This window comes from Flavobacterium agricola (assembly GCF_025919725.1).
GTDB lineage: Bacteria > Bacteroidota > Bacteroidia > Flavobacteriales > Flavobacteriaceae > Flavobacterium > Flavobacterium agricola.
Genome location: NZ_CP081495.1, coordinates 457,050 through 475,639, shown reverse-complemented (window position 1 = coordinate 475,639; position 18,590 = coordinate 457,050). Strand labels below are relative to the sequence as shown.

Sequence of the window (18,590 nt, the reverse complement as noted above, 5' to 3'; positions counted from 1 at the left end):
ATAGAGCAGGATTTTATTTTATTTATATAGAATGTCCATTCAAAGCATCAGTCCCTTTAAGCATTTTATATGTCATATTACTTGCTAAGGCTATTTGATTTACATGATCTGCTTTTACTTTTAAAACATTTATAATATTATGTTTTTTGATTTAATTTAAACTTTTTAGAATCATTTTATTCTATATTTCCACCTATACCTTTAAACTTTTCTACTAAAGCGCTTATCTTTTGAAAAACACTTTGTTTTTTGGTTAAGTATTGTGGGTTTAGAGGGCTCATTTTTGGTAAAATTGAATTCAATTCGGTACCATTATCCGTAGCATATTCTCGCTTTAATGAATTAGCAATATAACGCTTTGCCGCTTCTTCGTTTAAGGTTTCTTCTGAAATTAGTTCAGTAACCTCTTTCTTCTGCTTTTCTTGCGCATACTCATAAAACGAATCTAAAATAGCAGGTTTATCAGATATGTCATCCAAATTGGTTTCATTGATGTAATCTACCACCAAACTTTCTTTGGCTCTATTTCCAATACTTGCTCGAATTAAGCGACGCACTTCATCTACAAGTTCTGTTTTACTTTTAGTTTTCTTATTTTGCTCAAAAATTAGTTCAAGTATATAATCTAAATTAATTTCTTGCGATTTTAATAAGTCAACTTCAAAAACAACGTCATTCCAATCGATTTCTGATTCCTCTGCTTCTTTCCCGTTTTTCTCTCTTCTAATCCAATCGCGAATGTCGTTATACGTTGAGCGATAATCTTGTTGTAACCTATCAGGGATAACCTCCATGTTTTGCATTACTGCAATATCTTCATCTGTTACAAAATATTGTTCTTTAAACGAGTCAACTTCTTCTGGATTGTTTCTGTCAATTAGCTGAAATGCTTTTAAATTTGTGAATTCATCGTAATTCTGTAAAATATTTTCTACTCTTAAATATTCACCAAATAACTTCGAAAACTCTTTTTTATCCTTTTCCGTTACAATTTCATCTGGATTAGGAAATTTTGTATTTAAGTCTTCTACAATATCGTTATACCCTCTACGTGCTTGCCCTGTAAGTATATCTGTAAATCCTTCTAAGTATTCTTTATAGCTTTTTTCTAAAACAACATTTTTGGTATTCTTATCTCCAAATAAAGTTATAGCATCAATCGTTGCTTGCTCTAAATCTCTAAATGTAATAATGTTTCCAAAAGTTTTTGTTGAATCATAAATACGATTGGTACGAGAAAAAGCCTGCATTAAACCATGATAACGCAAATTTTTATCTACAAATAAGGTATTTAATGTAGGAGCATCGAATCCGGTTAAAAACATTCCAACCACAATCAATAAATCAATTTCTTTTTTCTTAACTCGATTCGCTAGATCGCGATAATAATTTTGAAACTCATTGCTTTCTACTCCATAATTGGTTTTAAACATCGCGTTATAATCGCCAATCGCTTTTGTTAGAAATTCTTTTGCAGTAGCATCCATTGCAGTAGGTTCAAACGTTTCGTCAGGGATATCACCAATTGCGTTTTGCTCTTCATTGGCAGCAAAAGAAAATATGGTTGCAATGCGTAAAGGTTTTTCGCTGTCTTTTTGCAAATTATTTAAAGCCTCGTAATACAATTTAGCGGCATCTACACTGCTTACTGCAAACATGGCATTGAATCCTTTGTTTCCAATTTGGTTGCGATGCGTTTTAATCTTAAAATTTTGCAAGATGTATTGCGAAATTTCTTTAATACGTGCAGGATGCAAAAATGCTTTTTTATTTTCGGCAGCACTTAGTTTTTTCTCGTCTTGTTCTTGTTCAAAGCTTTTGAATTGTGGACGAACATCGTTATAATCTACCTTAAATTTTAATACTTTTTCGTCGCGAATTGCATCTGTTATTACATACGAATGTAATTCTCTACCAAATACGCTTGCAGTGGTTTCTGATCCTAAAGCATTCTGAACAAAAATTGGAGTTCCTGTAAAGCCAAATTGGTAGAACTTTTTAAACTTCTTTTTTAAATTCTTTTGCGCTTCACCAAATTGTGAACGGTGACATTCGTCGAAAATAAACACCACTTGTTTGTTATAAATGGCTAAATCGTTATCCCCCTTCATTAAATTATTTAATTTTTGAATGGTTGTCACGATGATTTTATTATCGTTTTTATCAATGTTGCGTTTTAAACCTAATGTACTGTCTGAACCATTTACGCTATCTGGTGAAAAACGCTGGTATTCTTTCATGGTTTGATAGTCTAAATCTTTACGATCGACCACAAAAAACACTTTATCAATAAATTCTAATTGCGTTGCTAAACGAGCCGCTTTAAAACTGGTTAATGTTTTGCCCGAACCGGTAGTATGCCATATAAAACCGCCTCCTTCTGTAGAAGCCCATTGCTTTGCATTGTACGAACTTTTAATTTTCCATAGGATACGTTCGGTTGCTGCAATCTGATATGGGCGCATTACTAAAAGGGTATTACTTACATCAAAAACTGAATAGGTAAGAATTACATTTAGCAAGGTGTTTTTTTGAAAAAAAGTAGCTGTAAAATCCTTTAAATCTTTAATCAGATTATTATCTGCCTTAGCCCAGTTCATCGTAAAATCGAAACTGTTTTTATTTCTTTCTACCGTATTGGCAAAGTAACGCGTATCTGTTCCGTTAGAAATAACAAACAATTGCAGGTACTTAAACAACGAACTTTCGGCATTTAAGCTTTCTTTGCTGTAGCGATGTACTTGATTAAAGGCTTCGCGAATGGCAACGCCACGTTTTTTTAGTTCAACTTGAACAAGCGGCAAACCATTAACCAAAATGGTTACATCATAACGGTTGGCGTGGGTTCCTTTTTGCTCGAACTGAGAAATAACCTGAACTTTGTTGCGCGTGATCTCTTTTTTATCTACCAAATAAATGTTTTGAATATGCCCATCATCAAACACAAAATCATAGATATGATTGTTTTGAATTTTCTCGGTTTTGGCTACCAAATCATCACTTGGTTTATTTAGGTATTCTTCACAGAAACGCACCCACTCCTTATCTGTAAAACTCATATTATTCAATGCTTGTAGTTGCGTACGCGCATTGTTTAACATTTGTTCTAATGAGGTAATATGAGCAGCATTTTCGTACCCCAGCTTTACTAAATCTTGAATAAACTCACGTTCTAAAGCGGCCTCTGTTTGGTAACCTGTTGGGGTTTCATTAACAGAGGTATGCTTGTCGTATTTATCTAATACTATAAAATTGTTGCTTTCGGCTATGGTGTTGTAATTTGGCATTTTGGTTAAAGGTTTTTAAAAGCTATTTATTTTCTTTTGGAAAACATAACAATAAATTTCTATAATACTCGTACTGTTTGTTTCGCAGTTCTATTTCTTTTTCTAATGCAGCCACAATGTTTTTAGTGGCTTCATCGAATTGATCTAATAAATGTACAATGCGTTCTTGTTCTTGGATGGATGGAACAGGGATTCTAAAACTTCTTAGTGTAGTTAAATTTAACATTCCATAATCTTTCATTTTAAGTTTTAGTTCTTGGTACAAGCTTGTTATATAAATAAACAAATATTTATCTTTAACAAATTCAGAATTTAATGATTTAATACTTGCTATATTTTGATTTGTAGATGCCTCAAACTGTAAATAACCAGTTTTGAAAATTGTTGCTCCTACCAATGCTATTAAGGTTGAAAAAGGCTCCAATATTTTAGCACTGGAGTTCTTTAAGCCTATTTCAGTTATAAAATCATTAGATTTATTAATCGAACTATTATTACAAGACTCTGATCTTAACCAAGGAATTGTACCATTCTCCCAATAATCATTTTTCGCTTTACTTGGCGTACCACCTGATGAAACTTTAAAATATTTTGTATCTCCCAAAGTTTTCCACTCCACATCCTTACCCTCAAAGCGGAACAATTCTTCACGATAATACTCGTATTGTTTTTTACGTTGGTCTATTTCTTGGGCTAAAGCAGTGGTTAAGGCTTTATTTTGTTCACTTAAACCATCTAAAAACCTTACAATTTCTTGTTGAATTTTTAATGATGGTATTGGCACATCTAAATCTAAAACATTATACATACTTGGATGTTTAATACCACTTCCTCTATAAAATGAACTAATTAAAGAAATATTTTCATTTAAATAATAATATAAAAATTTAGTTGATAAATAGTTTTGATCATTAACAACAGCAATTCTATTATCACCTGTTATAAACTTTCCTTTATAATATTGAACAATCGGATTGCCACCCCATGGTATAGCAATAATTTCACCTTCGGAGACAATTTCGCCTGCAATTTCTTCACTAGTCCACCAATTAGTTAAATTAGTTGATAGCAATCGAATATTTCCTTTACCTGATTTAAGAAGCTGAATCTCGCTTGCCAATAAGTAATTATATTTAATAGTTTTTGGTTGTTTATATTTTTCAACAGAATTGAATTTTTTATCCCATATTGTTACTTCCCATAATTTTTTCCATTCCACCGGAACATCTTTCAATAATTCTTTCAATGTACTCATGCTTCGATCTCTTTAATGATGTTAGCAATAGAAGCACGAAGCTCGTTGATGTTTTTTACTGTTTGATCGATATCTTTATTCAGCGTTTCAATATTAATTACCTCGCGTGTATCTTTCGCTTCTACATACGAGCTTACCGATAGGTTGTAATCATTCTCAGCAATTTGTTTATTATCTATTAAAATGGCTACATGTTCTATGTTCTCTTTGGTATCGAAAATAGTCATAATCTTATCAATATGATTTTCTTCTAACATATTGTTATTTGTTACCTTTTTAAAGAACGCTTCACCACTAGCATCAATAAACTGTGTTTTGGTATCGGTTTTATGTTTCGATAATACTAAGATATTTACCGCAATGCTTGTTCCGTAAAATAAATTAGGAGCTAAGGAAATTACCGTTTCAACAAAATTATTATCTACTAAATATTTACGGATTTTTTGTTCTGCACCCCCACGATAGAAAATACCCGGAAAACAAACAATAGCTGCACGACCTGTACCCGATAAATAGCTTAACGCGTGCATTACAAAAGCAAAATCTGCTTTAGATTTGGGCGCTAACACACCTGCTGGAGCAAAACGTTCGTCGTTAATCAAGGTTGGGTCGTCATTACCAATCCAACTTACAGAGTAAGGCGGATTAGATACAATGGCATCAAACGGCTTGTCGTCTAAAAAATGAGGATTCGTTAACGTATTACCTAAAGCAATATGAAATTTATCGTAGTTTACATTGTGTAAAAACATATTCATACGGGCTAAGTTGTAGGTAGTATGATTAATTTCTTGACCATAGAAACCTTCTTCAATAATATGATCATCGAAGTGTTTTTTCGCTTGCAATAATAGCGAGCCAGACCCAGCTGCAGGATCGTAAATTTTGTTTACTTTGGTTTGCTTATGCAAAGCAATTTGCGCTAAAAGATTCGATACTTCTTGTGGCGTAAAAAACTCACCTCCTGATTTACCCGCATTGGCTGCATAGTTATTAATCAAAAACTCATATGCATCACCAAACAGGTCAATCTTTGTTTTCTCAAAAGAGCCAAAATTTAACTCAGCAATACCGTTTAACACTGCCGCCAAACGTTGGTTTTTTTCGGGTACGCTATTTCCTAAACGCGAACTTGTAGTATCAAAATCATCAAACAAACCTTTGATATCTTGCTCTGAAGGATAACCATTTGCAGAATTTTGAATATCGGTAAAAATTTGTTTTAAGTCGGTATTTAAGTTTTCGTTGTTATTAGCGTTTGCTTGTACGTTTATAAATAACTGAGAAGGATAAATAAAATATCCTTTAGTTTTAATGGCATCAATTTTTACTTCTTCAGGAATGTCAGTATCCTTGAATTTTGCATAGTTAACAGATTTGTCACCGGCTTCTATGTAATCGGTGAAATTTTCACTAATAAAACGGTAAAAAAGGGTTCCTAAAACAAAGTGTTTAAAATCCCACCCATCTACCGAGCCACGAACATCGTTGGCTATTTTCCATATCTTATTTTGCAATTCTGCTCTCTGCGCTTGACTTGTCATATTAATTTTTATTTATATCATAACTGAAACAAATTTTAATTTGTTAGTTATATTAAAACTTATTGGTTTAATAGCTGTTTTTAAATTCCATTTTAAAAAAAGCAAACATTGATATTTAATAATCTATTTTTTTTGCTGCTTATATAGAACATTAAATTTTAATCATTGCTAAAGCTTTAATTCATTTTTGTAAATGTTAACAGTCCTTATCTTTTATTAATATCAGAAACCGTTATGCCTTGAAATCTGATGTAATTGATTTTTATCAAATTTAACTCTTTAAAAAGCCATTTTAAGACATTGAAATGTAAAATATTTAAAATTACATTTTAAGAAGCCTTATGAATACTATTTATAGTAAATAGGCCTTTTATTTGAGTAAATGAAATCTTGTGAAAGTTAGTTAAACTATTTAACATTTCTGAACATTGAAAATGAAATATTAGTTGTTTTTTAAAACCAGAAGTCTAGTGAAGTTATTTTATAAACAAAAAAAGCCAATTTTAAAAAATTGGCTTTTTTAATACAACTATAAGTATAAAAATATTAGTGTATAAATTATGCTGTTTGTGATAGGTTGTTTTTTACTTGAGCTATTTGATGAAGATTGTTGTTTAATAGCTCTAAAATTTGTTTGTTGAACTTTGAGGCTTGATTTTGTAAACCTCTAGATTGAATTACTTCAAGCTGTTCAATATCTATTTCAATAGTTTCAACTCTTTGATTGTTTACCTTGGCAGATAATATCAATGAATTTTGTTTGTTGTAGTATTTGTTTGAATACACGCAATGCTTGTGCACTTCTGATTCTTTAATAAAATCATCAATAGATTTTAAAGGCTCAATTACTAAATTATTACTTCTGAAGATTAGATCAAAGTAGATTGATTTAGCTTTTTGGTATGCTTCGTCATCTATTGCTTTTTGTCTTATCTGATTTTTAAGGTCGATTTTCTTTTGATGAAGCTTTGCCTTTTTTACATAGCGATCGTGTTCTTCTTTTAAATTAGCAGGACATACATATTTAGAATTCCTTAAATCTTTTCCAAAACGTTCAAGAAGTTCAACATAATCTATGTACATACCACCGTCATGGGGCTGGTAATTATTTCTAAGGCATATTTTAACCGTGTCCCAATATCTAGCAATTTTGTTACTATCCCTTAGTGCAACCTTAAGCAATTCTGTTGCTTTTGCTTTTAATAAAGTTTCGGTTTTTGGACAGTCCCAGTTTAGATGTTTTTTTAAATCATAAAAACGAACGTTTCCAAAATCACCCACGCATCCTTTTTTTTGATATTCTGGTAAAAATGTAGAGTCTGGATGATAAGCTGATGGCCAAGGATTGTATGCAAATTGGCTGTAATAACTCGGATTTCGAAACTCCATTTGTCCGTACAATGGATCGCCATGCCCTTGTGTTAATCGACCAATTAAATAAAAATCATGATTCGTGTGAAATTGCTGAATACATTCTAAAACATTAGTTTTCCACGACTCTCCTTTTCGATAATTGGTTGTAACATAAAAATACCTAATTACTTGATATTCGAACATATCTTCTGCAAATGCGATGTAATAACTCTCATAAAACTTTCTCTTTTTAGTTTCTATAATATGCAGCTCACTGTCACATGAAATACAAGTAACCTCGTTACTTACAATTTCTTTTGCTGAATGTGTATCTCCACAAAGGCCACACCAATACGTTTTACCGGTGCTAAACCCATATTTAGAATTGCAATTAGAATAAGCATATTGCAAAATCTTTTTTTCTACTCCTGGAGTAAGCCAATTCGAATACTCTACAAGTTTATGCTGTAGTTTTGTTCTTGGTTTCATACGCCTGGAAAGTCAAAAAGTGAAACTTGTTTTCCAATATTTACTTCCGGTTGAATTTTTACTTGTTGTTTCAATTTTCGAACCGGAACTTCCTTTTGTTTTTCAACAACAGAATTGCTTTGATTTGTTTCAGATGAATGATTGACTACGACTCTTACGGTTGTTGCCTTAATATTTTTAATATCATCTTCATCGTAGTAATGAATTGCCATGTTGAATATTTCATCGTCAGCAAAGCCATTACATTTTGATTTTTGAACTTCTGATAAAATGTAATTAATACACTCATCAATGTTTTTACTTTCTTTACTGTAACTTTTTGCAAATAATGGATCTCTATCGGCTACACTTTGTAAGTGATTTGCGATAATGCTTTTAAAATTTTCTGTTCCTTTCATAAGAATGTTTTTTAAAAGCTGATCCACTATTTTACAATCCGTGGATCAGCATATAAGCGTCTCGTTGTTCTTGATTACTTCGTTTTTTATATCCGGTTATTTGCGAAAAAAAGGCAGCATTTACCTTAGACTTTGTTGGCCTTATTTGCCTAAAGTCTATTTGCAGGTACTCACACATTTCACAGATTTTCTTGGCAGTTTCAAAATTGGCGCCTGTTCTCTCACCTATTTTGGAGTTCATAGATGCAGAGGCATTTGCTTTTTTATGCCAGTTGGATTTATTTAAGAAGCCACATTCGATTACAACTATTAGTTTTTTGTTGATAATCTCAGCTTCTTGTTTTTGAAGTTCTAAGAACTCGAACAGCTCAAAGAAGGTTAAATTAAATAGTTCGAACTCTTTACCATTTTTTAAGGCTACTCCAGATTTGGTTACATCCGGGTCAATGCCAATGAATACTGTTTTTAACAAACATTTTATTTGCCCTTTGTAGGCTACTTACTATTTATTTTTTTTATCACTTTCTCAATTTCTATTTCAAGACCACAAAGAGGTTTTAAATTAATTTGAGCCTCTTCTATGCTTTTACTTGAGGCAGAAATTTTATCGTAGATGTCTTTCAATTGGGATTTCAATCCTACAAGCGCATCAATAACTTCAGTTCTCATTTTACTTTTTTTAATTGTTAGTTCTTAGCTTTTATTGAATTCAAGTACTTGTCTAATATTTTATGAACTCTTGATTCTGGTAATTTGTATTTTTTAGCTAAAGCAGGAACTGTGTTTTCTTCAAGATTTAAAAACGAATGAATTACTTTCTTTTCAAGTTTTTTTATTTCTAAATCTATCATTACCTAAACGATTTACCTTTAAACTCAAGGATATTAAACATTTCAAACAGCCTATCAAAGATATGGCCACCGTAAATTGTACCGAATTCTAGTAAGGCATTTTCGACACTATTTGGAAAATTATCATCGTAATTACAGATTAAAAAAGTCTTTGATTTGTTGTCATATCGCTTTTCGATTATCTCTTTCATCAAGTTCGTTTTACCAAAATTTGAAGCCATTTTTTCCTTCTTTATGTCATCGTACAGGTGTCTAAATCTAGAGTATCTTTTGAAGAATAAATTCTTTGCTTCTGGGTTATCAACTCCCTCAAATTCAGTAACTACATCAACAACTCGATGAAAACCAAACCTAATGCTTTGCCATTCTGGAAGAGTCTGCCAGCCTTCGTTGTATGCTTCAGTGTAAACTTTGTTAATTCCATCAGCAAAAGCCTTCATCATCGAGGATTTTCCGTTTCCGTAATTGCCAATAATTAGCAAGCCTTTATCAAAACTCGGAGTAAGTTTTTTGCCGTCAAAACTGGCTATCAAGTTCACCGAATCAAAAAACGTTTCATCTTTCAAAAAATACTTCATCACACTTGAAACATTCACCACCGAATCGTGCGTTTTTATGAAATTTCGATTGTTTTGAATATAAAACTCTTTTAGAAATACTTTCCACAGCGTTTCTTTGGTAAGAAATTCGCCCTGAGTTCGCTTTTTATTATTTTTTGGAACAAGTACTTGCTTCGGTTTATTTTCTTGCTCAAAACGCCTTATTTTAGACTCTTCTTCTTCGGTTAAATTTTTAAATCGTTTTAAAAACTCGTATTCTTTTTTAGAAACTGGTTTTTGCAAAATGTTTTTTATGCTTTGCGCCATAGTTTTATCGGTTTATTGCAAAAGCCGTTGGTTCGCGGCTCGGTTGTTTGACTTTTGTTTGAATCCGTATTCTGGACCAGTTGTTAAAATGCTCAACAAAATCTTTTTTGGAAGAATGCACTTTCTGCTGGGCGACGAGAAATAAAACAAAATCATCGAGCAGTTGATCAACTTCGGAAGCGCCAATTTTATAAATCATGCAAACACTTTCCTTCCAACTTGGGTTTTGTGTTTTTAAAGCATTTGCAAAATCTTCGTTTCTTTCTTTTGGCGCAACTTTTCTTTCTTTTTTGATTTCTGATTTTTTAAGAGAATTTTCAGAATTTATTTTTTTTGAAAAAACGTCGTCGGCATTATATTCTACGTCAGTAGAATATATATCATTAACATTATCATTAACACTAACATTATCATTAACACTAACATTATCATTAACAGCTTCGTTTGCTTTAGTTTGCTGAACAAACGAAGCATTTGCTTCATTTGCTTCTTTTTTTGAATCATAACCTGCTCTTGCTTCACCACTTTTCATCCCCCCTTTCTTACCTGCCAACTTTCTTTTTTCCCTTACTTCACTGTATTTTAGCAAGTCTCTTTTAAGCTGAATCTTTATTGGCTCAAACGCCATTTCAACTATAAAATCAATTGGAATTGGGTTCTTGTCATTAATGTATTGTAGAATGTGATAAAATAATTCTCCAGAGTAGTTTGTCTTATTTTCTCTATCTTTAATTATCAGTTTTTCAACTACTGTTATAAGATCTGAGTAAAGAACAAAAGACTTTTTACTTTCTGCCATTTTGATATTTTTAAAAAATTAATTATTCCTGCATTGCAACCATTGCGCTCTCAATATCAGAACGCTTAAAGTAAACTTTACTTCCTTTTCTTAAAAATGGTACAGTACCATCTTTACGCCAACGCCATAGAGTAACTTTACTTATTTTAAAGAAATCAGCAGCTTCATCACTATTGAGTAAATTTTCATCTTTTGCTTTTTCAAATGATTTTTTAAAATCTTCTAACTGCACTTTAACTGCTTCGCTAACAACTTCTTTTAGTTGTTCTGGTGTTACTTGAATAAATCGTATTTCGTTCATCTTATTTTGTGTTTTTTGGTAAGTAATATTCTTTGAAATTTCCTTGTAATTTTCTGCTTTCAACCGGAACATTAAAGTTGTCTTTTAAGTCTTTGACACGGCGTCTTAAGTCCCCTATTCCGTAATGAATTAAAGCGTATGCAGTTGTTAATTTTTCACCTCGTAAAAGGGCTTCATAAACTATTTTGCATTGGTTTGAAAACTTAGGCTGATTATCATCAAAATGCTTCTGGTTTTCTATGGTATTTTCGTTATGTTTTAACTGACTAAAATCTATTTTTTTCATTCTTTTTTAATTTATAGAGCTCTGCAATTCGTTTAAATACGCTCTACATTTTACAATTTGAAGTTTCATTAATTCGATATCCTCTTGGTTGTAATCAATTTCAAAAATCTTAACTCTGTACTTAGGATTAACTTCTTTAAAATTCATAAACCATTCTATGCGAATATTAGGAGATTGATTGCAATACTCTTCAAGTCCTTTTCGCGTGTAAATTAAATTTGAAATCGTTTCAACAACCAAATCTATGCGGTCCTCATTAATATTTCCGTCTGAATCAAAAAGCTCGAATTTCCAGTCAAGCCTTCTAATTTCATCATCAATATTTTTAAAAGGCGTATCAACCAAACAATAGGCTATTTCTGCTTTTTTTAGGCCCGTTAGCCACATGTAGCCCTGCATCTGCCAATAGTAAGCTTTGTTTTTTAGGTCAATGTCGTGAAATGGAAAGGTTGAAAAATCCCAACTTGATTTAATGTCTCGAATAATTCCTTGCTTGTTATCCGGCTCACCTGTTATGTACTCATTATTAAATCTTTCTTTATTTTTTTGCAAAAATTTATGTTGAGTAACCGTATATAAAGTCAATGACTGTTCTTCGACATTTATACCTTTTTCACAATACTTGTTTGTTATATATTTTGATCGTGAAAACAAAGTTTCTACATGGAGCTCAGCTAAGTAGTTTTTAACTCCGATAGTCAAATCCCTTGGATTACTTTTTTTATTCAGTAAATCCCCTAAGGTGATTATTTGCTTATCGGTTAATTTAGCTGACTTATGTTTTTCAGAAAGCCTTGCAAGTTCTGCCTCTTGATTTGAAGTAAGCGGTGGGTTTATCCCCACCATAATCTTACCCAAACTTGAACATCTAAATAAATAGTTATCAAATACATTCATTACTCCTGGATAGCTTCGTTAAACAAAAGTTGATTTTCTTTTTCGTTGATATCAGATTCTATTTGAATCAATAAATCTTCTGAAATACTTTCTTTAAAACTTTTTAAATCATCCAACGTATTTACGTTTTGCATAAACTCTAAAGCTCTTGTTACTTCTTCATTTACCTGAACATCAATGGTTGATTCATTATCAACATACTTGAAGTTGCCATCATCTTCAATAACAGCTTGGTCAGATTCAACCGCTTTGTTTAATTCAATACTCATGATACCCCATTTTGAAATAAGTTGTTTAACTAATGTTTTCTTGGCCATTTCATCAAACTGATCAGCATCATTCCAAGGTGAGTGCACTAAGTTTCCTTGCTTGTTTTTCTTACCGTAGGTTTGTGAATACTTAGAAGCGTGTCTTTTAATTTTGTCTTTGCTCCAATACAGCGTTTTTTCAAAACCGGTTGTTAGCTTAAAATAAGCTACATAACCTATTACCTCTCCTACTCCATCAATATCGAAATCAGCATCTAATTCTTCGGTTAAAGCATTCCATTTTCTATATTGATTTTCATAAACCTCAATTACATTTATTGATTTATACTGTCCTGTTCTTATAGCTAGTTGCACGTAGCCTTTCCAGCCCATTTGAAATTGCGCCTCACCTTTATAGGGTACAATCCACGCGAAGCCTAAGTTCTGATTAATAGGCAAGTCCAATGTTGCAGCCATTACAGCTGAGTTCAGTATTGACGTTGGGTTAGCTGCTGCAAGTAGTTTGTTATTACTTGTTATTTGGATAACACTAGAAATAAAGCCTTGTGCTTTTTTTCCTAATAGTTCTTCAAATCTTTTTTTAGTAGTTTCAGCGTTAAACAAGCCTTTCACTGTGATAGGTTTGTTTTGTTGTTGTGTGGTAACTTGATTGCTCATAATTAAATAAAATATTCAGGTTTAACTCCGTAATAATCGTAATAACTAGGTATTACTTCACATTCATTATCAGGCTCTAAGGTTTCTAAGTACCCGACTAACTTTTCCAAATCATCATCAGGTAAGTCGATTTGAACTTCATCATCATTTATATTTTGCCAAACCAATACAACAACTTTATTCATCTTAAAATTGAAATCGATTTGAAAGCATAAATCGTTGAAAAATATCTCGGTATCCCAAGTATCGAAACCTTCTATTCTATCTTCAAAAACATCAATCTCTTTCAGATAGTTAATAAAATTCTTAATCATTACTCACCTCCTTTACCATGATTTTAGTTAATCCCAATGTTTTACCTAAAGCTTTAGCTGCAGTTGCTGTAACCGCTTGCTTTGTGTACTCAACATAGACACCTTGTGTCTTGCCAATAATCATAAATGTTTTCATAAGCATTAGTTTTTTTGAGTTTCTAAAACTTTTTCGACCATTTGGTTAAAGGCTGGTAACTCAAGAGTTTTTGCTATTAGTAATTGACTTATAATCGACTCTCCTTTTGCGATTCGTTTATCTATATCCTTAAGAATAATCTTTACTAATAATAATTTTGAAGAATAGTTTGTTACCTTTGTTTTAGAAAATCTGTGTGACATAATTTTTTTATTGTGTTATACATTTGAGCCGCTCAGCTCTTTTTTTAAACCAGCACTGCAATGCTGGTTTTTTATTGATTAAATTTTCTGTTTAACCAATTAACCTTCTTTATTACCCATTTGAATAAATTGATTAACCCTATAAGCATTACTCCTAAAGAGCATACAATTAGAATTATATCGATATAATCAATTAGCATATGACGTGAACTTCGTTTCGTGCTTCTTGCTCTCTTTTGTTAAGTTCAAGAACCTGACTTTCTAAATAAAAAATGCGCCCTAACTTATTAGGAATTGGATCTAATTGATGCTTATACTTTATATAGTAAGTTTGTCTTGAGCATCCCATAATTTCGCATAACCCTTTGATGGTTACTACCCTCTTTTTTTTGTTAATCATTTTAATTCACTTTTTAATAATTTTTTAGCTTTTTGTGCCTTTGTCGGTATTGGACCGTTTATCATTTCTTTGCAAAGGCTACTATTTTTAATCCTTTCAACCGACCCTCAGGAGGTATAGCTACCCTCGGCTTTACCAGACTTCTATTTTTACCATTATGTCAATGAGCGTGAAATAAAAAAGCAGTATATTTGTTATAATACTTTACAAATGTTTTACGTTGTTGATACAAATATGCGAACAAATTTTCGTTTGACAAAGTTTAAACGAAAATAATTTCGTTTTTGCTATAATTTGTATTTATTCTAAATAATAAGAAAGATGAATAAATTTGATGAATCATACTCTACAATAGAGAAATATAAAAAAGATAAGAAGTTGACATTTGAGGATTTAGGAAAAATCATTTCTATGAATGGAGATCAACTGAGGATGGCTTTAAAAAGAAAATCATTAAGCAAGCTAGAACTTGATGCTTTTACAAAGCAAATAAACGAACAATCAAACGAAAATAATTTCGAAAGTGATAACAATGAACCACAAACCACTCTTTTCAAAACAGTACCGTTCTATAACATAAATGTTAGTGCCGGCGATGCTGCTTTTCTTGATGATGGTGTTATATCTGGGCAGTCTCCAGATGGTTATATGCAAATACCTGTAAATGTTGATGCAGATGTTGCATTTCCAACGTTTGGCCACTCTATGTATCCTGAAATTTCAAATGGCGACCGTGTAGCATATAAGTTTATAAAAGACTGGTCTTTTTTTAATTATGGTATGAAATACTTAATTATTACAAAAGAGCAACGCATGGTTAAGTATCTAAAGAAGCATCCTAAAGAAGGTTATGTTTTATTAGAAAGTAGAAATAAAGATTATGAACCAATAGATATGCCTATAGATAGCATTGTGGCTATTTTACAAGTTAGATATATTGGGAAAATAGAGATGTAAACCAAAAACTACTATATATTATGAAGAAATTGTTTTTAATAGGATTATATTTCCTTTCGTTTAATGCATTTTCGCAATATGATGTGAACATAAATAAAGAACAGAAAAATATTAAAAGAGAAAAAAAAGAAGAAGATATAATTTTAAGAGAAAAGCTTGGTGGGTGCGATTTTATTCCTTTACATGATTATAAACCTGGAATGAAATTTTACTTTCCTAATGATGAGTATAAAATAAAAAGCAACTACTCGTATGACAACTACTACACAATTTCCCAAATTAAGAAAAATAGATTTGAAAAAAAATCGATCAAATACAAGGATGTTGCAGGCAAGGTTTTTGAAATCATAAAAATTGAAGACAGGAAGGAAAGTTATTTTGAAGATACGTATGTAATTCTCAAGCAAATTGATAGTTCTTTTGTAATTGAACATAAATTAAGTTTCAAGACACAAAACAGTAAAGAAGATTGGAATAGCGATACGTGGCGCAACAGAGGCTTACCTGACGTTGTTTACGCAAAAGAAATAGATGATTTTAAAACTAAATATTTAAATAAAGAGCTTTATGCCAAATTCCCTGTGGGGGATAAAAAATTTAAAAAGGTTAAAGTAGTTGAAATTGGTGCAGGAAGTGAAAAAAAACCCATAAGAGCTGTTGTCAAAGACGAAGAAGGTAATACAAAGCAGATAGATTTTTACACATGTGGAACAAATGTTTCTTCAATTGATTTTATTAATTCGACTTATGATTATATGGAGAAGTATCTGTCTATAGAAAATCCTAAAAACAACTATAAAGGAATTGATGATAATTGGGAGTTAATTTGCGAGTCAAATATAAAGATTGGATTTACAGAAGAAGAATTATTGCTTTCTTGGGGAAAACCAGACAGGATTAATGAAAGCGAAAATATTAATGGTGAGCGAAAACAATATGTCTATTCTAATCAATATGTTTATTTAAAAGACGGGATAGTTACCTCATTTCAAAACACAAAATAATTATGAAAGATGGAAGCATAAGCTATAAAGATTTGATTATAGAATAACTATGCATACAAAATTATATAAATTATGAAAAAAACACTATCAACATTTTTTTTACTTATACTATCAATAACATCTTACGGACAAATTGATAAATACGAAAAGAAATATGATTTAGAAAAAAAAAGCAATTACTATCTAGCAACTAATAAAAAAAATGCTCAAAACAAATTAATTCTAGATAGTGATGGTATAGAACTAAAATCCTTTGATAACAAAAAAACTTTTTTCATAGACCTAACATCAAGTGGCAAATTAATATATGCTACAAAACAAATAGGTTTTAATGATGGTGGTGGTTTTGTACCTACAGAATTATCAGGATTGGTGATAGAGGATTTAGTAAATAACACAACTCAAACTCCAAACTATAATTACTATTATTCCAAAAAATCAGAAAATTTAGAACTGTACTTTGTTAAATCTGGAAACTATATTGGTGCTATAGACAAAGATGGAAATATAGTTATTGATTTTAAATATAGATTTATAAATCCATTTAATAAAAGCCTTGAAAGTATAGCTTATACAGACAATGAATATTTTGTTATAGATACTAAAGGAAAGGAAAAGTATGGTATTAAGTTTAAACATAACGAAAACTTCTTTGGCGGTAATTATGTTAATATTGATGATCAAAAAATTGTTGGTAGTAAAGACGGTGTAAATTATGGATATTATGACTTCGCGAATGAAAAAGAGATTATACCCTTTAAATACTCTTCAATAAATCTTATTAAAAACAATCATGCAGTATTAATCAATAATGGTGTAGCAGAATTATACAATATTGAAACAAAAGAAACATTACTACCTACCTCAATAAATGCTGCTTACATTTTTGATTTCATAATTGTTGACGGAGTTTATTATGTAGGAGCTTATAGACAGAAAAATGATTTAGGACAAAACGAATTATTTATATACAGCCAAGGAAAAGATTTAACAAGCGAAATAAACTATCTGAAATCAATAGAAAAGTTTTCGTACCCATTGGTTGTAGGTACTCAAATGAATCGCGATAAATTTGTTTTAGACTTAAGAACAAATAGAGTTCTTATGCGTGACATACCTAAAATAGATTTTCCAACTGCTGAATTCTTAGAGGGCGGTGAAAAATATATTATAATTGGAGGTAAATACAATCAATCAATGCCAGAAAAGATGAAGCATATTAGTTTACTGATTGATTCAAAACCAAAAATGTTAACACCTTTTTTGTCTCAGGCTAGATACAAAGTTATTGAACGTGAAAATGGTAATGATTTTGTAATTGTTAATCACGTATTGCCAAATTCTACCGTATTGAGTGTTTATTTAAATAATAAAGCGCTAATTAAAGACGTAGAAAGAGCAAAAGTAACAAATGAAAGAAATGAAAAAAATCAAATAGAAATAACTCAGAATATCAATATCGAAGTACCGCATCCACACCCTGCAGTTAAAAGAAAAGAGCTTTCTCCGAGAATAATAAGAATCTTTATTGATGAAAATGGGGAAGTAACTAAAACAGAGCCAACGATTAATTAAAAACTGAAATTACATAAAATTTGTATGCACGAATGTGATAAAAAAATGATGGCCGTAATAGAAGAACTCATTTCAATGAAAGCTGTCAAAAATAAAACAGACTTTTGTCGTAAAATTGAAATGTCGCCAGAAACTATTGGAAAAATTAACAGAGGGGTAAATCACTTCACAACCGTACAAATTCAAAAAACTTGCGATTTATTCAAAGTAAACGCAAATTTTATTTTTGGGATTGAAGATAAAATGTTTTATAAAAAATAAGAAAGGAAGCTGTTTTAGCTTCCTTTTTTTATCAGTGAATTCAGAAATACAATTTTTAAAGAAAATTATATACAATTTTTCATGATTATTATATAATCTAACATAATTCATCCCTAAGTGTATCTATACCAGACTAATATACGAACAGCAGCCAAACAGCCTTATATAAAAGTTTTCAACATCTAAAGTCCTTTATTCATTACACTTCTAAATACATAAAAAAAAGTTATTAACAATTGCAAATATTATTTTTAATAGTATATTTGTCAAGAATATGACAATGTAACACATATTATGACATAATAAATCACTTATTTATTAGTTATAAATGTGTAAAGTTTTATAGAAAAAGACTAACTAAAATTCCACAAAAATGTTCAACTCGAAATTACCTAGAAAAACTAGTAGAAAGCTAGACGTTTCTACCAGTAGTATTGTTCAAAATAAAACTGTAACTCATAAAATAGTTACTCTAACGGAAGAAGAAG

21 protein-coding genes are annotated in these 18,590 nt (G+C 31.0%); 4 read left to right on the top strand and 17 right to left on the bottom strand.

Features of this window, described 5'->3' with window-relative positions:
• Positions 1-176: 176 nt before the first annotated feature.
• The 17 genes from K5I29_RS02315 to K5I29_RS02235 form a co-directional block, all read right to left on the bottom strand.
• On the bottom strand, positions 177-3,287 hold the full coding sequence (locus K5I29_RS02315; RefSeq protein WP_264434252.1) for a type I restriction endonuclease subunit R: 3,111 nt from the start codon (positions 3,285-3,287) through the stop codon (positions 177-179).
• A 22-nt stretch (positions 3,288-3,309) separates the two neighbouring features.
• Complete coding sequence (locus K5I29_RS02310) at positions 3,310-4,542, bottom strand: restriction endonuclease subunit S (protein ID WP_264434251.1); 1,233 nt, start codon at positions 4,540-4,542, stop codon at positions 3,310-3,312.
• Positions 4,539-6,086, bottom strand: a complete 1,548-nt coding sequence (locus K5I29_RS02305) for a type I restriction-modification system subunit M (protein ID WP_264434250.1) — start codon at positions 6,084-6,086, stop codon at positions 4,539-4,541. Before K5I29_RS02305 ends, K5I29_RS02310 begins: the two co-directional genes overlap by 4 nt.
• A 558-nt stretch (positions 6,087-6,644) precedes the next feature.
• Positions 6,645-7,928: a PcfJ domain-containing protein gene (locus K5I29_RS02300; protein ID WP_264434249.1), complete on the bottom strand. Its 1,284-nt coding sequence runs from the start codon at positions 7,926-7,928 to the stop codon at positions 6,645-6,647.
• A complete protein-coding gene (locus K5I29_RS02295) occupies positions 7,925-8,326 on the bottom strand; it encodes a PcfK-like family protein (protein ID WP_264434248.1) in 402 nt (133 codons plus the stop codon). The genes K5I29_RS02300 and K5I29_RS02295 overlap by 4 nt, the downstream gene beginning before the upstream one ends.
• A gap of 31 nt (positions 8,327-8,357) precedes the next feature.
• The gene (locus tag K5I29_RS02290) at positions 8,358-8,798 is read right to left on the bottom strand and encodes a hypothetical protein (RefSeq protein WP_264434247.1); all 441 of its coding nucleotides are present in this window, start codon (positions 8,796-8,798) and stop codon (positions 8,358-8,360) included.
• Positions 8,799-8,821: 23 nt separating this feature from the next.
• Entirely contained in the window at positions 8,822-8,995 is a 174-nt protein-coding gene (locus tag K5I29_RS02285) for a hypothetical protein (RefSeq protein ID WP_264434246.1), read from the bottom strand.
• A 17-nt stretch (positions 8,996-9,012) separates the two neighbouring features.
• Positions 9,013-9,177, bottom strand: a complete 165-nt coding sequence (locus tag K5I29_RS02280; protein ID WP_264434245.1) for a hypothetical protein — start codon at positions 9,175-9,177, stop codon at positions 9,013-9,015.
• Positions 9,177-10,043: a hypothetical protein gene (locus tag K5I29_RS02275; protein WP_264434244.1), complete on the bottom strand. Its 867-nt coding sequence runs from the start codon at positions 10,041-10,043 to the stop codon at positions 9,177-9,179. Before K5I29_RS02275 ends, K5I29_RS02280 begins: the two co-directional genes overlap by 1 nt.
• A 4-nt stretch (positions 10,044-10,047) precedes the next feature.
• A complete protein-coding gene (locus K5I29_RS02270) occupies positions 10,048-10,842 on the bottom strand; it encodes a DUF6291 domain-containing protein (RefSeq protein ID WP_264434243.1) in 795 nt (264 codons plus the stop codon).
• 22 nt (positions 10,843-10,864) lie between these two features.
• Positions 10,865-11,143, bottom strand: a complete 279-nt coding sequence (locus tag K5I29_RS02265; RefSeq protein ID WP_264434242.1) for a helix-turn-helix domain-containing protein — start codon at positions 11,141-11,143, stop codon at positions 10,865-10,867.
• A 1-nt stretch (position 11,144) separates the two neighbouring features.
• Positions 11,145-11,429 carry a helix-turn-helix domain-containing protein gene (locus K5I29_RS02260; protein WP_264434241.1) on the bottom strand — a complete coding sequence of 95 codons (285 nt, stop codon included), beginning with the start codon at positions 11,427-11,429 and terminating at the stop codon, positions 11,145-11,147.
• A 6-nt stretch (positions 11,430-11,435) separates the two neighbouring features.
• Entirely contained in the window at positions 11,436-12,326 is an 891-nt protein-coding gene (locus tag K5I29_RS02255; RefSeq protein ID WP_264434240.1) for a hypothetical protein, read from the bottom strand.
• A complete protein-coding gene (locus K5I29_RS02250) occupies positions 12,326-13,252 on the bottom strand; it encodes a recombinase RecT (protein ID WP_264434239.1) in 927 nt (308 codons plus the stop codon). Before K5I29_RS02250 ends, K5I29_RS02255 begins: the two co-directional genes overlap by 1 nt.
• Before the next feature lie 2 nt (positions 13,253-13,254).
• On the bottom strand, positions 13,255-13,566 hold the full coding sequence (locus K5I29_RS02245) for a hypothetical protein (protein ID WP_264434238.1): 312 nt from the start codon (positions 13,564-13,566) through the stop codon (positions 13,255-13,257).
• Positions 13,559-13,702, bottom strand: a complete 144-nt coding sequence (locus tag K5I29_RS02240) for a hypothetical protein (protein ID WP_264434237.1) — start codon at positions 13,700-13,702, stop codon at positions 13,559-13,561. Before K5I29_RS02240 ends, K5I29_RS02245 begins: the two co-directional genes overlap by 8 nt.
• 5 nt (positions 13,703-13,707) lie before the next feature.
• Positions 13,708-13,905 carry a hypothetical protein gene (locus tag K5I29_RS02235; protein WP_264434236.1) on the bottom strand — a complete coding sequence of 66 codons (198 nt, stop codon included), beginning with the start codon at positions 13,903-13,905 and terminating at the stop codon, positions 13,708-13,710.
• A 721-nt stretch (positions 13,906-14,626) separates the two neighbouring features.
• On the opposite strand from K5I29_RS02235, the gene K5I29_RS02230 reads away from it, so the two are divergent.
• The 4 genes from K5I29_RS02230 to K5I29_RS02215 all read left to right on the top strand — a co-directional run bounded on the left by K5I29_RS02230 (position 14,627) and on the right by K5I29_RS02215 (position 18,102).
• Positions 14,627-15,262, top strand: a complete 636-nt coding sequence (locus tag K5I29_RS02230; RefSeq protein ID WP_264434235.1) for a S24 family peptidase — start codon at positions 14,627-14,629, stop codon at positions 15,260-15,262.
• A gap of 20 nt (positions 15,263-15,282) precedes the next feature.
• A complete protein-coding gene (locus tag K5I29_RS02225) occupies positions 15,283-16,266 on the top strand; it encodes a hypothetical protein (protein ID WP_264434234.1) in 984 nt (327 codons plus the stop codon).
• Positions 16,267-16,338: 72 nt separating this feature from the next.
• Positions 16,339-17,841 (top strand): WG repeat-containing protein, encoded by a 1,503-nt coding sequence (locus K5I29_RS02220; protein WP_264434233.1) that lies wholly within the window; start codon positions 16,339-16,341, stop codon positions 17,839-17,841.
• A 45-nt stretch (positions 17,842-17,886) separates the two neighbouring features.
• Positions 17,887-18,102 carry a hypothetical protein gene (locus K5I29_RS02215; protein WP_264434232.1) on the top strand — a complete coding sequence of 72 codons (216 nt, stop codon included), beginning with the start codon at positions 17,887-17,889 and terminating at the stop codon, positions 18,100-18,102.
• Positions 18,103-18,590 lie beyond the last annotated feature (488 nt).